The organism is Anaeromassilibacillus sp. SJQ-5 (genome assembly GCF_054108045.1).
In genome coordinates this window covers 2,351,509-2,366,579 of the sequence record NZ_JBPJWQ010000001.1, presented here as the reverse complement: position 1 = coordinate 2,366,579, position 15,071 = coordinate 2,351,509, and the positions used below count along the sequence as shown (strand labels likewise).

The window sequence follows — 15,071 nt, the reverse complement described above, 5'->3', positions numbered from 1 at the left end:
AGAAAGGAGGGTTCGGCCATGCGGCTGTATCTAAAATATTTTTCCATCCATCTGCGATCGGCGATGCAGTATAAGACCTCATTCTTTCTGACCGTTCTCGGGCAGTTCCTGGTTTCCTTCTCCATGTTTCTCGGAATTTATTTTATGTTCTCCCGCTTTCACACGGTGGAGGGCTTCTCCTATCAGGAGGTGCTGCTCTGCTTCGCCATCGTCTTGATGGCCTTTTCCCTGGCCGAATGCTTTGCGCGGGGCTTTGACGCCTTTCCCTCCATGCTCGGCAACGGCCAGTTCGACCGTATTCTGGTACGGCCCCGGGGCGCGGTGTTTCAGGTGCTGGCCTCCAAGATGGAACTGACCCGTCTGGGCCGCCTTCTCCAGGCGGTGCTGGTGTTCGCCTATGTCATCCCCGCCAGCGGTATCGTGTGGCGGTGGGATCGCATCCTGACCCTGGTGCTGATGGTTGCCGGGGGCGTGGCGGTCTTTTCCGGGCTGTTCATGATTTACGCCTCCCTCTGTTTTTACACCACCGAGGGCCTGGAATTCATGAACATCTTTACCGACGGAGGACGGGAATTCGGCCGGTATCCCTTCCGCATCTACGGCGAAGGCGTGCTGAAATTTTTCACGTATATCATTCCCCTGGCACTGTTTCAGTATTATCCGCTGCTCTTTCTCCTTGGCCGGTCGAGCAACCGGCTGTTGATGCTTGCCCCGTTCGCCGCTCTGCCGTTTCTGGCCCTGTGCCTGCTGTTCTGGAAAATCGGGGTGCGGCATTATAAATCCACCGGTTCATGACGAGGGAGGCTGTTCTATGATACTCAGCGCCAGTCGCCGGACGGATATCCCGGCGTTTTATGGGAATTGGCTGATGAACCGGCTGCGGGCCGGGTTCCTGCTGGTGCGCAACCCCCGCAATCCCCGGCAGGTCAGCCGGATTGACTTGTCGCCGGAGAACGTGGACTGCATCGTCTTCTGGACCAAGAATCCGGCCCCCTTCCTGTCCCGCTTGTCGGAATTGGATGCCAGGGGGATCCCCTACTATTTTCAGTTTACTCTGACCCCCTATGGCCCGGAGCTGGAGCCCGGCCTGCCGGATAAATCGGCTGTCGCGGACATCTTTCGCCGTCTGGCGGATCGGCTGGGGACTCACCGGGTGCTGTGGCGGTTCGATCCCATCCTGCTGAACGCGGATTGGGATGTACCGCGTATTCTGGACGCGTTCGCCCGCCTTTGCCGGCGCCTGGCGGGGTATACGGAGCAATGCACCATCAGCTTTCTGGACGTTTACGCCAAGGTGCGCCCGGCGGTACGCAGCGGCCGCATCCGCCCGCCCCAGCCGGACGACATGGCGGCGCTGGCGAATACGATCGGCGCCATCGGCGGGGAGGCGGGCTTGGACGTGCGGGCCTGCTGTGAAGAAATGGACTGGCGCCCCTTCGGCATCCGCCCCGCTAGCTGCATCAGCCGGGAGCGGGTGGAACGGGTCTGCGGCTGTCCCATTCAGGCGAAGCTACACAACGGCCAGCGGCCGCACTGCGGCTGTGTGGACAGCGTGGACATCGGTGCCTACGACACCTGCCGCAACGGCTGCGTCTATTGCTATGCCAACGCGGGCGGCGGGGCGGTGGCCGCCGCCTGCGCGCGGCATGATCCCCTATCCCCCCTGCTTACCGGCCGCCTTCTGCCGGATGATGTCGTCCGTTCCCGTCCGGGCGCATCCCTGCGGCAGAATCAAACCACCCTGTATTAAAAGAAAGCCCCCGGCACGCGTTCACGTGCCGGGGGCTCTTTTGTATCATACATTGAAGCGGAACAGCACGACGTCGCCGTCCTGCATCACATACTCCTTGCCCTCGCTGCGCACCAGGCCTTTCTCCTTGGCGGCGGTCATGGAACCGCAGGCCATCAAATCCTCATACGAAATAATCTCCGCCCGGATGAATCCGCGCTCGAAATCGGTATGGATTTTCCCGGCCGCCTGGGGGGCCTTGGTCCCCCGGGTGATGGTCCAGGCCCGCACCTCCTGGGGCCCGGCCGTCAGATAGGAGATGAGCCCCAGCAGGTGGTAGCTCTTTTGAATCAGCCGATCCAGGCCGGAATGCTCGAGACCCAGTTCGGAGAGGAACAGAGTCTTTTCCTCCCCCTCCATGTCCGCGATATCGGCTTCCAGCTGGGCGCAGATGGGAAGCACTTCGGCGTTTTCCCCGGCGGCCAGCTGTTCCACCTTCGCAAAATGCGGGTTACGCTCCGGGCTGCCACCGGTGAAATCTGCCTCGCTGAGGTTGGCGGCGTAAATCACCGGTTTGGCAGTCAACAGGGAGACGGTGGAGAGCATGGCGGCCTCCTCCGGGGTGCATTCGACGGAGCGGGCGGGCTTGCCCTCCTCCAAAACGGCATAAACCCGCTTGAAGAAATCCAGCTCGGTTTGCAGCCCCTTATCCCCCTTGAGGGCTTTGGCCGTCCGATCGATCCGCCTCTCCAGCATCTCCATGTCGGAGAAGATGAGCTCCAGGTTGATGGTCTCGATATCCCGCAGGGGGTCGATGCTGCCCTCCACGTGCACAATGTCGTCGTTTTCGAAGCAGCGCACCACGTGGACGATGGCGTCCACCTCACGGATGTTGGCAAGGAATTTGTTGCCCAGGCCCTCGCCTTTGCTGGCCCCCTTGACCAGGCCGGCAATGTCCACGAATTCGATGACCGCCGGCGTGGTTTTGGCGGGGTTGTACATCCGCGTCAGCTCGTCCAGCCGTACGTCCGGCACCGAAACCACGCCGACATTGGGGTCGATGGTGCAGAAGGGATAGTTGGCGCTCTGGGCGCCCGCGTTGGTGATGGCGTTAAACAAAGTGGATTTGCCCACGTTGGGCAATCCGACAATACCGAGTTTCAAGAAGGATGACGTCCTTTCCCCGTGGTATCTCCGGGCCAAAGCCCTGAATGGTCTTGCGTTTCGCTCTTAATCGGCGCTCTGTTCGCCCGCGTCGCCGCGGCCGCAGCACTTCTTGTACTTCTTGCCGCTGCCGCAGGGGCAGGGATCGTTGCGGCCTACCTTCTGGCTGGCGGTTTTGCGTACGGTGCGGGCCTTGTCGGTGCCGTCTGAGGAGGTGGAGGTGGGCTTGGCAATCTGCTCCCGCTTGGGCTCCTCCTGGGTGCGGATCTGCACGGTAAGCATCAGACGGGAGGTGTCTTCCCGGATGGCGTTAATCATCTGGTCGAACATGTCGAAGCCTTCCACCCGGTACATCACCACCGGATCCTTCTGGCCGTAGGCGCGCAGGTGAATGCCCCGGCGCAGCTCATCCATGTTGTCGATGTGATCCATCCAGTAGCGATCCACTGTTTTCAGCAGGATCACCCGTTCCAGCTCCCGCATGATCTCGCCGCCATACTGGGCTTCCTTCTTGTCGTAAATCGACATGGCCCGGTCGGTCAGGGTGTCCACCAAATCCTGCCGCTCCAGATCCTCCAGCCCCTGGGCGTCATATTGGAAATCGTCGTCCCCGGCCAGCCAGCCGCGGTAGTAATCCCGCAGCCCGTCCAGGTTCCAGTCGTCGTGGGTTTCATCGTTGGCCGTATAGGTCTTGACGGTTTCCGCAATGGATTCCTTAATCATGTTCACGATGCTGTCCCGTACGCTTTCGCCGTTGAGCACCTTGTCCCGCTGGCTATAGATGATTTCCCGCTGGCGGTTCATCACGTCGTCATACTGGAGCACGTCGCGGCGGATGCCGAAGTTGCGCTCCTCCACCTTGCGCTGGGCGCTCTCGATGGAATTGGTCAGCATCTTGTTTTCGATGGGGGTGTCCTCGTCGATGCCGAGGGCCTCCATCAGGTTGTTGATCCGATCCCCGCCGAACAGCCGCATCAGATCGTCCTCCAGCGACAGATAGAAGCGGGTGGCGCCGGGGTCGCCCTGCCGGCCGGCACGGCCGCGCAGCTGGTTGTCGATCCGGCGGGATTCATGCCGCTCGGTGCCCAGGATGAACAGGCCGCCGGCTTCCTTCACCTTTTCGGCCTCGGGCTTGATTTCAGCCTTGTATTTCTCGTTGAGCTCCTTGAAAGTGGCGCGGGCCGCGATGATTTCCTCGTTGTCCGTGTCGCCGAAGCCGGTGGATTCCACGATCATTTCCTCCGGGAACCCCATGCGGCGCATTTCCGCCTTGGCCAGGTATTCCGGGTTGCCGCCCAGCATAATATCGGTGCCGCGGCCCGCCATGTTGGTGGCGATGGTCACCGCGCCGATTTTGCCGGCCTGGGCGATGATCTCGGCTTCCTTCTCGTGATACTTCGCGTTGAGCACCTCATGGGCGATGCCCTTTTTCTTCAGCAGATTGGACAGGTGCTCGGATTTTTCGATGGAAATGGTACCCACCAGCACCGGCTGCTGCCGCTCGTGGCATTCCTCGATCTGCCGGATAACGGCGTTGAATTTGCCGGCCTCGGTCTTGTAAACGCTGTCGGGCAGATCGGTTCGGATGGTGGGCTTGTTGGTGGGAATTTCCACCACGTCCAGCTTGTAAATCTGCTGGAATTCGGTCTCTTCCGTCTTGGCGGTACCGGTCATGCCGGACAGCTTCTTGTACAGGCGGAAATAGTTCTGGAAGGTGATGGTGGCCAGGGTTTTGCTCTCCCGCTCCACCTTGACGCCTTCCTTGGCCTCGATGGCCTGATGGAGGCCCTCGTTATACCGGCGGCCGAACATCAGACGGCCGGTGAACTCGTCGACGATGATTACCTGATCGTCCTTGACCACATAATCCACGTCCCGGGTCATGACGCCCCGGGCCTTGATGGCCTGGTTGATATGGTGCAGCAGCGTGACGTTGTCCGAATCCATCAGATTTTCGAGATGGAAATACTGCTCGGCCTTTTTCACGCCCGCCTGGGTCAGGGTAGCGGTGCGGGCTTTTTCGTCCACGATGTAGTCGCCGTCCACCGTGTCCTGCTCCTCTTTGGCGTCCATTTCCTTGATGCGGGTGATTTTCAGGGTCTTGGCAAAGCGGTCGGCCTGCTCATACAGGTCGGTGGACTTGTCGCCCTGGCCGGAAATGATCAACGGGGTGCGCGCCTCGTCGATCAGGATGGAGTCCACCTCGTCGACGATGGCGTAGTTGTGGGGGCGCTGCACCTTGTTTTCCTTGTAGATGACCATGTTGTCCCGCAGGTAATCGAAGCCCAGCTCGTTGTTGGTGCCGTAGGTGATATCGGCGTTATAGGCGGCGCGGCGTTCGTTGTTGTCCAGCCCGTGGACGACCAAGCCCACCTGCAGGCCGAGATACCGATATACCTTGCCCATCCATTCCGAGTCGCGGCGGGCCAGATAGTCGTTGACGGTGACGATGTGCACGCCCTTGCCGCTCAGCGCGTTCAGATAGGCGGGCAGGGTGGCCACCAGCGTTTTGCCTTCACCGGTGCGCATCTCGGCGATGCGTCCCTGATGCAGGATGATGCCGCCGATGATCTGCACGGGGAAGTGACGCATGCCCAGCACCCGATCCGCCGCCTCGCGGCAGGTGGCAAACGCTTCCGGCAGAATATCGTCCAGCGTCTCGCCGGTTTCCAGCCGGTTTTTCAGCTTATCGGTCTGGGCCCGCAGAGTTTCGTCGGACATGGCGCGGTATTCCTCTTCCAGCGCGAGCACCTTGTCGCACAGGGGCTGGATGCGCTTGACCTCCCGCTTGCTGTAATCGCCGAAAAGAGTTTTCAGAAGTCCCATGGTTCCTAACCGTTCCTTTCGTTATCAAACTGGGCGTGTCTGCCGGCCCGGCAACCGCCGGCCGCCGGCCAATACCCGGATCGTTATAGGAATCGTACGGGCTTTCTATGGTTCCCAAGGACAGAAAGCCCGGCACGGTATCTTATATATCATACCATATTCCTGGAAGGGATACAACCAAAAAGTCGGCGGTATTGGCCGAAAACCTGAAATTTCTTCGGACAGGCGTTGACCCTTTTATCGTTTTGCGGTATAATAGCGGAGAAAAATGCGGACGATGGGCGGGCAGCAGCGCCCCGCCGCCGAATTCGGCATACCATTTTGGATAAAGAATGGACTTTCCGGGCATTCGTTTTCCCGGAGGGAAAGGACACGATTGCGCATGAAGACTGTGAGCAAAAACGGGCTCAGCGGTATCATTGAAGCGGCGCTTATCGCGCTGATGCTGGTGGCCCTGGGGCTGATGATTTCCCTGCCGTGGAGCATTACCGGCGTAACGGACAGAGAGCCCGGCATGGAAGGCTTTTTTTATGAAAAATATTTTGTGGTGCTGATGTTTTCCGGCCTGATGGCGGAGCTGATTCTCTGGCAGGCCCGGGGCATTATGCACAACGTCAATGTGGGCCGCCCCTTCTGCCGGGACACGGTGCGCCGCCTGCGCACCATCGGCACGGAATGCCTGGTGCTGGCGGTAGCCTATTTCGTCGGCATGTTCTTTGTGACCAAGTTTTTTATGGTGCTGATTTTCGTGGCTTTTTCGGTCATTGGGCTGATATTGTTCGTGTTCGCCGAGCTGTTCCGGCAGGCCATTATTTATAAGGAAGAAAACGAGATGACCATTTAGCGGCGGCGTGACGGCCGGTGTGAAGATGGATGATAGAGGTTGGGTAAACGGATGGGCATATTGGTAAACTTGGACGTTATGATGGCGAAACGGAAGATAGGGCTGACGGAACTGTCCGAGAAGGTGGGCATTACGTTGGCCAATCTGTCGATCCTGAAAAATAACCGCGCCCGGGCTATCCGGTTTTCCACCCTGGACGCCATTTGCCAGGCGCTGGACTGTCAGCCCGGCGACATCCTCGAGTTTACCGATGACGATAAGTAGTACCCGTATGGTATAAAAGAAGGCTGTTCCTGACGGAACAGCCTTCTTTTATACCATACGGTGCGCCGCCAGCCTGGCGGCCTCCAAATACGGGGCGGGCTCAAAATCCGGGCTGTCGGCTCCCACGGCGTGGACGCGCTCGGCCAGGACAGCATGAATAACGGTCAGCGGAGGCGCCAGCTGTTTTTCCAGCAGCGGCCCGCCCTCCGGCGACCCGCTGCCAGACGCGGTGAGCAGCACCAGCCTTTTCCCCTTCGAGATGGGCGGCCGTTTGCCAAGAATGAACCGGGCCGACCAATACCGCTGCAGCCGATCGATAAGGGCCTTGAGAGGGGCGGGAAAGGAAAGATGGTAGACCGGCGTGGCTATCACCACCAGGTCCGCCTCCTCCAGCGCGGCGTAAAAATCGTCCAAATCCCGCTTGGAGCATCCTTCCCGATGATAGCAGTACCGGCAGTCGTCACACGGAATGGGGCGGCGATCGTAGCAGGAAATCCGGGTGACGGCCGTTCCCTTTGGCAGCTCCGTCAAGAAAGCGTCCAGCATCCGGGCGGACAGCCCGTCCGCCCGGGGAGAGCCGAGAATGGCCAGCACCCGTTCAGCCGAGGAGGGTGCGTTCTTCGCAGTAGTCGCAGACAAGCATATCACCGCTTTTCCGGAAGGTATGGGGGAGATACGGTTCCGCATGGGTGATGCACCGGGGATTGGCGCAAACGTAACTTTCCCCCGCGGGGACGGCGTCCAGGTGCTTGACATCTCCCTCCAGCATTTTCATGATGAGGGCCATGCGGGCGTACAGGCCGTATTCGGTCTGTTCAAAGTATTTCGCGCGGGGATCGTCGTCTACCTCCTGGGTGATTTCGTCCACCCGAGGCAGGGGATGCAGCACCACCAAATCGGATTTGGCCCGCCGCATTTTGGGCTTGTCCAGCACGTAGACGCCTTTCTGCCGTTCGTATTCCTCCGCCGTTTCAAAGCGTTCCCGCTGGATACGGGTCATATACAGTACGTCGAGCAGAGGCATGGCCTCGGCCAAGTTGTCCATTTCCTGCCACGGACAGCCCGCCGCCGCCAAATAATCCTTGATGTAATGGGGAATACCGAGATGAGGGGTGGAGATCAGCACGAACCGGTTTCCAGAGAAGCGGGACATGGCCTTGATAAGGGAATGCACCGTCCGTCCGTTTTTCAGATCGCCGCACAGGCCGATGCACAAACCCGAAAAGGTGCCCTTTTCGTTGCGCAGGGTGGTCAGGTCGGTGAGGGTTTGCGTGGGATGGAGATGCCCGCCGTCTCCCGCATTGATAACCGGCACCCTGGAATACAGGGCAGCGGCCAGCGCCGCGCCGGCGGTGGGGTGCCGCATGGCGATGATGTCGGAATAGCCACTGACCACGCGGACCGTATCCTTGATGGTTTCCCCCTTGGCCACCGAGGAATTGCCGGGGTTGTCGAAGCCGATAATCCGGCCGCCCAGACGCAGCATGGCGGTCTGAAAGGACATCTGGGTACGGGTGGAGGGCTCATAGAACAGCGTGGCGAGAATCTTGCCGCGGCAGACGCCGTAATAGTCGTCCATATGCCGGCGGATATCGCTGGCCAGGGCAGTAATTTCCTCCCATTCGGCCACGGAAAGGTCGGATAAATCGATAAGATGACGGTTCTGCATAGGGACATGTCTCCTCTGCTGCGGATTTTTTTCAGTATAGCACGATCCCCGGCGGCGCGCAATGCCCCGTATGCGTAAAGGGGTGGGAGAATGCCGGAGTTTTTAGGGGTTATTGATAAACAATATGTACGAATTGTGAATCCCTGGAGAAAAGCGTTGCAAAATAGAAAGGGAACTGCTATAATATCGGTGTTTGTACCAAAATACCGGGGAGAAAATACCATGCAGTGACGAATAAACTGGGGTTTAAAGGAGATACGGACTTGAAAAAATACGACTATCTCATCGTGGGCTGCGGCCCCTTTGGGGCAGTGTTTGCCCAGCAGGCGACAGCGAAGGGAAAGCGCTGCCTCATTATTGAAAAGCGGGATCATATCGGTGGCAACCTCTACTGCGAGGATGTCAACGGGATTCATGTGCATAAATATGGCGCCCATATTTTCCATACCAACAGCCGGGACATCTGGGACTATGTTAATCGCTTTGCCGAGTTCAACCGGTACACCAATTCCCCCATCGCCAACTATAAGGGCGAGATTTATAATATGCCCTTCAATATGAACACGTTTAATAAAATGTGGGGTGTCGTGACGCCCGAGCAGGCCCGCGCGAAAATTGCGGAACAGCAGGCCGCCGTGGAAGGGGAGCCCCGCAACCTGGAGGAGCAGGCCATCCGTCTGGTCGGCTCCGACATTTATACCAAGCTGGTCAAGGGGTATACCGAGAAGCAGTGGGGCCGGGACTGCACCCAGCTGCCCGCCTTTATCATCAAGCGGCTGCCCGTGCGCTACACCTACGACAACAACTATTTCAACGACCGGTATCAAGGGATCCCCATCGGCGGCTACAACGTCCTCATCGAGGGCCTGATCGCGGGGGTCGAGGTGCGGCTGGGCGTGGATTATGACAGCGATCGGGAAGCCTTCAACGCCATGGCGGACAAGGTGGTGTATACCGGTATGCTCGACGCCTTTTATCAGTACCGGTTCGGCAAGCTGGAATACCGCAGCCTGCGCTTTGAGAGTGAAGAGCTGGACATGGAAAACTATCAGGGCGTGGCGGTTGTCAACTACACCGACCGCGAGACACCCTTCACCCGCATTATCGAGCATAAGCATTTCGAATTCGGCACCCAGCCCACTACCGTCATCACCCGGGAGTATCCCGAAACCTGGGAAGAGGGAATGGAGCCCTATTATCCCGTCAACGACGAGACCAACCAGGCGCTGTATCAGCAATATGCGGAGTTGACCAAAACGGAAACCAACGTCCTGTTTGGCGGCCGTCTGGCGGAATACCGGTATTACGATATGGACAAGGTGATCGCCTCGGCGCTGACCCTTTGCAGAAAAGAATTGGGAGAATAACAGCCGCCCTGGCCTTCCGGCCAGGGATTGCTATTTGCCGGGTTCGGCGTTGGAGGTAACAGAATGGATAACGCAGTCAAAGTCAGTGTCATTATGCCGGTGTACAAGGTGGAAAAGTTCGTTGGAAAGGCCATCGAAAGCATGCTTTCCCAGACGCTTTCCGATTTTGAGTTCCTGATTGTGGACGACGGAACGCCGGACAACAGCGGCAAGATCTGCGATGAGTACGCGCAGAAGGACAGCCGTATCCGGGTGTTCCATCGGGAAAACGGCGGCGCTCCCAGCGCTCGCAACATGGCGATGGAGGAGGCACGGGGGAAGTATTACTACTTCATGGATTCCGACGACTGGGCAGAGCCCACCATGCTGCAGGATATGGTTGAGCTGGCGGAAAAGCACGAGGCCCAGCTGGTGGTGACCGGCTTCTTCATCGATACTTACTACAATGACACCGAGTATTTGTCCCAGAACCAGGTGCAGCCCGACGCCGTTTATGACCAGAAGGCGTTCCGGGAGAATGCCTACAAGCTGTTTGATACCAATCTCCTGTACACCCCCTGGAACAAGCTCTACCTGCGCGCCTATATCGATGGCAAAGGCCTGCGCTTCCCGCAGACCATCTGGGATGATTTCCCCTTTAATCTTAGCGTCATCCGCGACGTGGAGAAAGTGGTGGTGTCCTCCAAACAGTACTATCATTTCATGCGCGCCCGGGCGGATTCGGAAACCGCCAAATATGTGCCCGCCATGTACCAGAAGCGGGAGGATGAGCACGGCTGGATGCTGGATTTGTATCAGCATTGGGGCATCCAGGACGGCCCCAGCATGGAAATGGTGGCGCGCCGCTATGTGGAACGGCTGGTTGGCTGCGTGGAAAATGTGACCAATGAGAAATGTCAGCTTCCCAAAGAGGAGAAGAAAAAGCAAATCGCGGCGATGATCCGTAGCGACAATGCGAAAACCTGCCTGAAGCTGGCCCGGCCGCGATCGACTATGATGAAAACGATGCTGGTTCCCATTAAATGGGGGAACGTATCCCTGACCATGCTGGAAAGCCGCGTCATCACCAAAATCAAAACCAAGCATACCAAAACCTTCGCCACCCTGAAGGCCAAACGGTAAACCCAGAGCGAAAGGCGGTTCCCTATGTCACAACCATTTATCAGCGTCGTCATGCCGGTATATAACGCCGGGGATTATTTGGATTCATCGGTTAGAAGCTTGTTGCAGCAGACATTTTCCGATTTTGAATTGATACTGGTGAACGACGCGTCTTCTGACAATAGTGGGAATATTGCCGACCGTCTGGCGCGGGAAGACACACGCATCCGTGTGATTCATAAAGAGGTGAACGCCGGCAGCAGCCTGGCGAGAAACACCGGCCTGGAATATGTAGTGGGTCGGTATGTGTTCTTTATGGATGCGGACGACGTTGTTGACGATACCCTGTTCGACCAAATCGTACGTTCTCTGGAGAAAAATCCGGCGCAGGCTGTGGTATTCGGACTTATAGAAGAATACTACGATGCCGAGGATCGCCTGCATCATTGTGTGCCGGTCTCTTGTGGGAAAGACCAGGTGTTGGATAGCCAGGAAGCTTTGCGCCGGGAGGTCATTTTTCTCGAGGAAAAGACCTTATATGGTTATGTCTGGAACAAGTGTTACGACACAGCCTATCTTCGTAAGTATCAGGTGCTGTTTGAGGTGGCGCCGCTCAATGAGGATTTCCTCTTTAATGTACAGGCTTTCATGGAGATGGAACGGGTCAATCTGCTGAGTAGCACGCCCTATCATTATAAAAAGCGAATTGACGGAAGTCTTACCAATCGCTTCGTGCCGGCTTATTTTGAACTCCATTATAAACGAGTGCGTTTATTATACGAACAATATCAATATTGGGGACTTCTGGATGATCAAGTCCGGCGAATCCTGGCCAATATTTATGTGCGTTATATCTTTTCTGCGTTGCAGAGAAACTGCGATCCCAGAGCCTCTATGTCGCATGCCGACCGTAAGCGCTTTTTAGCGGAACTGTATGAACAACCGCTTTTTAATGATTTGATTTCTTTCTCCCACGGAAGCAGCCGGTTAGTTCGCCTTATGGCCGCCTGGCTGAAAAAGCATCGCACCGGCCTTTGCCTCATGGGGGGACGAGGCATCTATATCGTAAAAAATAAACTGCCGATGGTTTTCGCCAAGGCTAAACAAAGCCGATAGGAGCCCTTGTTATGAATGTAAACTTAGCCTTTGCCATCAAGCGCTGTATACGGGGAATATTGCGTTTGATGCGGGTGTTTCCTGTCAAACACAACCGGGTGGTTTTTATCAGTTATGAGGGCCAGCGATATGCCTGCAATCCAAAGTATGTGTCGGAATATCTCCAGTGTGCCTATCCCGGAGAATGGGAGATTATTTGGGTACTGGATCACCCAGAACAATATCCTGAGTTAAAAGAACAAGGCATACGTGTCGTGAAAAACGACTCTCCAGCTTTTATGAAAGCTGTGATGACTGCTGGCGCCATCGTATCCAATAACGGTCTTGCCATGTACTTTCCTCCTTTGCGTAAAAATCAATGTATGGTGAACACCTGGCACGGTGGCGGCGCTTATAAGCGCGTTCTTAGTGATTGGAAAAAAGATCCCATGGAAAAAAAACTGAATGCCCTCATGGCCGAGCAAACTCGTTGGTTTATTTCCAGTTCCAAACGTTTCAGCGCCATTATGGCCGAGGCTGCCTCCCTATCTCCAGAAAAAATGAAGGAATGGGGAATGCCCCGTAACGATATTTTGTTTGATCCCCCACAGCAGGTTATCCGTAAGGTTAGACATACGTATGGAGTATCTGACGACTGTCGCATTGTTTTGTATGCCCCCACTTACCGAGGCGGCACCACTACGTCAGTGGAGGCGGCTACTCAGATGGAACCGCTCCATGTAGAGACCTGTCTGGTTTCGCTGAAGAAGCGTTTTGGCGGAGAATGGATTTTCTTTTATCGGGATCATTATTTTAATCAGCAACATCATGAACCGCAAGCAAGCGTGATAGACGTGTCGGACTATGACGATATGCAGGAGTTGTTATGTACAGCAGATATCCTGATAACGGATTACTCTTCCTCCATATGGGATTATTCCTTCACCCGCCGCCCTTGCTTCCTGTATGCCCCCGATAGGCAGCAATATCAGTCAGAACGGGATTTTTACACGCCAATTGAGCGTTGGCCTGCCCTCCTGGCCCAGAGCAATGGAGAGCTGGCAGAGCTCATCGAGTTGTTTGACGAGCAGGACTATGCTCGCCGTATACAGGAACATCATGAAGAGCTGGAGAGTTGCGAGACCGGTTATGCCGCCAAAACCCTGGGAGACAAACTCTACCAGGAGTGCTTTGGTAAGTAGAGAGGAGGGGGTTGCATATGAATGTCGCTACCATCTTTGCGGGAGGAACAGGACAACGTATGAAAACGGCAGCCTGTCCTAAACAGTTCCTCAAATTATATGGTAAGCCGATTATCATATATACCCTGGAGGTTTTTCAGCAGCATCCTGCCATTGATCACATTATTGTGGCCTGCGTTTCCGGCTGGGAAGACCGCCTTGAGAAAATGTGTACCGATTATGGGATTACCAAGCTGTATAAGATTGTCCAAGGGGGAAAAGATACCCAGGAGTCCAAGCTGAACGCCTTGTATGGCTTGGCTGATTTGTGCCAAGACGATGACATTGTGCTAATGCACGATGCCGTACGTCCCATGATTACCGCCCAGTTAATTTCCGATAATATCGAAGCGGTCAAAAAATATGGTTCTGCCATTACAGCCGATCCGTTTACCGAGACCGGCGTTGTCAGTACCGATGGCGTGACGGTGGAAAGTACCATTGAGCGCAGTAAGCTCTATATTGCTAAAGCGCCCCAGAGCTTTTATTATAAGGATGTGCTCTGGGCTCATGAACAAGGAAAATCCATGCCGGACAGCATTACGATTGACACCTGTACCCTGATGACGGCGCTCGGAAAATCCCTGCATTTTGTCCAATGCGATTTTGCCAATATCAAAATTACGCGTCCTGATGATTATTACATTTTTAAGGCCCTGGTGGATTTGCGCGAAAGCAAGGAGATTCTGGGACTGTAAAAAGGAGTACGCCATGCTGGATTTACATGCAGTTATCCTGGAGGATCTGGAGCATATCGTTTCCCAACCGGTTTCCTGGGACAAGTTGCAGGGGAAAACGGTACTCGTCACCGGCGCTAGTGGGATGATCGCATCCTATTTGGTGTTTACGCTGCTGTATTTGAACGACACACGACATCTGAATATTCGAGTGTTGGCGCTCGTGCGTAATGGCGAAAAAGCGAAGCAGCAGTTTGGGAATATTCTTGTTCGGTCCGACATTACGTTGCTGATACAGGACGTATCCCAAGTACTGGATTATTCGGGCCCTGTCGACTATATCGTGCATGCCGCCAGTCAGGCAAGTCCCCGTTTTTTCACTACCGATCCCGTTGGTACTATTCAAGCAAATACCATGGGTACTGAGAATATGCTGCGAACAGCGATGGAACGAAAAAGCGAAGGTTTTCTCTATCTGTCCACCCGAGAAATATATGGAAAGTTTGATGCCGATAAGAGTTCCATCTCCGAAGAGGAGTACGGCGTTTTGGATCCCACAGTCGTGCGGTCATGTTATCCAGAAAGCAAGCGTATGGCGGAAGCTATATGCCGCGCATACGCCCACCAGTATGGTGTTCCTGTCAGGGTAGCGCGCATAGCACATACGTATGGACCGGACTGGGTAATGGACAATGGACGCGTGTGGGGCGATTTTATCTCCAATGTTGTGCGCGGTGAGAATATTGTTTTGAAAAGTCAGGGAACCATGGAATTGGCCTTTACGTATATTAGTGATATGGTCGCGGGGCTCTTCCTCGTTTTGTTAAATGGTAAAGAATTCGTATATAATCTCTCCACTGATAAATCTACTACGGTGCGCAAGTTAGCGGAGCTGCTTGCCGAACTTTATCCAGAAAAAGGAATACGTGTAGTTATTGATATTCCCAAAGACACTAGTGCTTATCTGGCAAATCCAGTGCCAAAATTGGACTGTTCCAGAATTGTTTCATTAGGGTGGAAACCTACTATAACTCTGAAAGCAGGTTTTCAACGTACCATTGCCTATCAAGAATCGACGCATAAAGGAGGATAGT

The 15,071-nt window shown here is 55.5% G+C and carries 15 protein-coding genes; 11 read left to right on the top strand and 4 right to left on the bottom strand.

Annotation, left to right across the window (positions count from 1 at the left end):
• Positions 1-18 precede the first annotated feature (18 nt).
• Both ACSAMM_RS10090 and ACSAMM_RS10085 read left to right on the top strand, forming a co-directional pair.
• Positions 19-795: an ABC transporter permease gene (locus ACSAMM_RS10090; RefSeq protein WP_457791249.1), complete on the top strand. Its 777-nt coding sequence runs from the start codon at positions 19-21 to the stop codon at positions 793-795.
• 16 nt (positions 796-811) lie between these two features.
• Positions 812-1,750, top strand: a complete 939-nt coding sequence (locus ACSAMM_RS10085) for a DUF1848 domain-containing protein (protein ID WP_457791248.1) — start codon at positions 812-814, stop codon at positions 1,748-1,750.
• 45 nt (positions 1,751-1,795) lie between these two features.
• Here ACSAMM_RS10085 and ychF read toward each other — a convergent pair whose 3' ends face one another.
• On the bottom strand, positions 1,796-2,893 hold the full coding sequence (gene ychF / locus ACSAMM_RS10080) for a redox-regulated ATPase YchF (RefSeq protein ID WP_178724878.1): 1,098 nt from the start codon (positions 2,891-2,893) through the stop codon (positions 1,796-1,798).
• A 66-nt stretch (positions 2,894-2,959) separates the two neighbouring features.
• Positions 2,960-5,719, bottom strand: a complete 2,760-nt coding sequence (secA, locus tag ACSAMM_RS10075) for a preprotein translocase subunit SecA (protein ID WP_457791247.1) — start codon at positions 5,717-5,719, stop codon at positions 2,960-2,962.
• A 382-nt stretch (positions 5,720-6,101) separates the two neighbouring features.
• On the opposite strand from secA, the gene ACSAMM_RS10070 reads away from it, so the two are divergent.
• Together ACSAMM_RS10070 and ACSAMM_RS10065 are read left to right on the top strand one after the other, a co-directional pair.
• The gene (locus tag ACSAMM_RS10070; RefSeq protein WP_457791246.1) at positions 6,102-6,563 is read left to right on the top strand and encodes a DUF2975 domain-containing protein; all 462 of its coding nucleotides are present in this window, start codon (positions 6,102-6,104) and stop codon (positions 6,561-6,563) included.
• A 51-nt stretch (positions 6,564-6,614) separates the two neighbouring features.
• Positions 6,615-6,827 (top strand): helix-turn-helix domain-containing protein, encoded by a 213-nt coding sequence (locus ACSAMM_RS10065; protein WP_457791245.1) that lies wholly within the window; start codon positions 6,615-6,617, stop codon positions 6,825-6,827.
• 48 nt (positions 6,828-6,875) lie between these two features.
• Here the strand turns inward: ACSAMM_RS10065 and ACSAMM_RS10060 are convergent, their stop codons facing one another.
• Together ACSAMM_RS10060 and pyrB are read right to left on the bottom strand one after the other, a co-directional pair.
• The gene (locus ACSAMM_RS10060) at positions 6,876-7,466 is read right to left on the bottom strand and encodes a flavodoxin family protein (RefSeq protein WP_457791244.1); all 591 of its coding nucleotides are present in this window, start codon (positions 7,464-7,466) and stop codon (positions 6,876-6,878) included.
• Positions 7,426-8,496 carry an aspartate carbamoyltransferase gene (pyrB, locus tag ACSAMM_RS10055; RefSeq protein WP_457791243.1) on the bottom strand — a complete coding sequence of 357 codons (1,071 nt, stop codon included), beginning with the start codon at positions 8,494-8,496 and terminating at the stop codon, positions 7,426-7,428. Before pyrB ends, ACSAMM_RS10060 begins: the two co-directional genes overlap by 41 nt.
• 90 nt (positions 8,497-8,586) lie before the next feature.
• Here pyrB and ACSAMM_RS10050 point away from each other — a divergent pair, with 90 nt between their 5' ends.
• From ACSAMM_RS10050 to ACSAMM_RS10020, 7 genes are all read left to right on the top strand, one after another.
• Positions 8,587-8,727: a hypothetical protein gene (locus ACSAMM_RS10050; protein ID WP_457791242.1), complete on the top strand. Its 141-nt coding sequence runs from the start codon at positions 8,587-8,589 to the stop codon at positions 8,725-8,727.
• Positions 8,728-8,759: 32 nt separating this feature from the next.
• Positions 8,760-9,863, top strand: a complete 1,104-nt coding sequence (gene glf, locus ACSAMM_RS10045) for a UDP-galactopyranose mutase (protein WP_457791241.1) — start codon at positions 8,760-8,762, stop codon at positions 9,861-9,863.
• 63 nt (positions 9,864-9,926) lie between these two features.
• On the top strand, positions 9,927-10,985 hold the full coding sequence (locus ACSAMM_RS10040) for a glycosyltransferase family 2 protein (RefSeq protein WP_457791240.1): 1,059 nt from the start codon (positions 9,927-9,929) through the stop codon (positions 10,983-10,985).
• A 24-nt stretch (positions 10,986-11,009) separates the two neighbouring features.
• Positions 11,010-12,080: a glycosyltransferase family 2 protein gene (locus ACSAMM_RS10035; RefSeq protein WP_457791239.1), complete on the top strand. Its 1,071-nt coding sequence runs from the start codon at positions 11,010-11,012 to the stop codon at positions 12,078-12,080.
• 11 nt (positions 12,081-12,091) lie between these two features.
• On the top strand, positions 12,092-13,261 hold the full coding sequence (locus tag ACSAMM_RS10030) for a CDP-glycerol glycerophosphotransferase family protein (RefSeq protein ID WP_457791238.1): 1,170 nt from the start codon (positions 12,092-12,094) through the stop codon (positions 13,259-13,261).
• Between the two features lie 17 nt (positions 13,262-13,278).
• Positions 13,279-13,998 (top strand): IspD/TarI family cytidylyltransferase, encoded by a 720-nt coding sequence (locus ACSAMM_RS10025; protein ID WP_457791237.1) that lies wholly within the window; start codon positions 13,279-13,281, stop codon positions 13,996-13,998.
• Between the two features lie 13 nt (positions 13,999-14,011).
• Positions 14,012-15,070 (top strand): NAD-dependent epimerase/dehydratase family protein, encoded by a 1,059-nt coding sequence (locus ACSAMM_RS10020; RefSeq protein WP_457791236.1) that lies wholly within the window; start codon positions 14,012-14,014, stop codon positions 15,068-15,070.
• Position 15,071 lies beyond the last annotated feature (1 nt).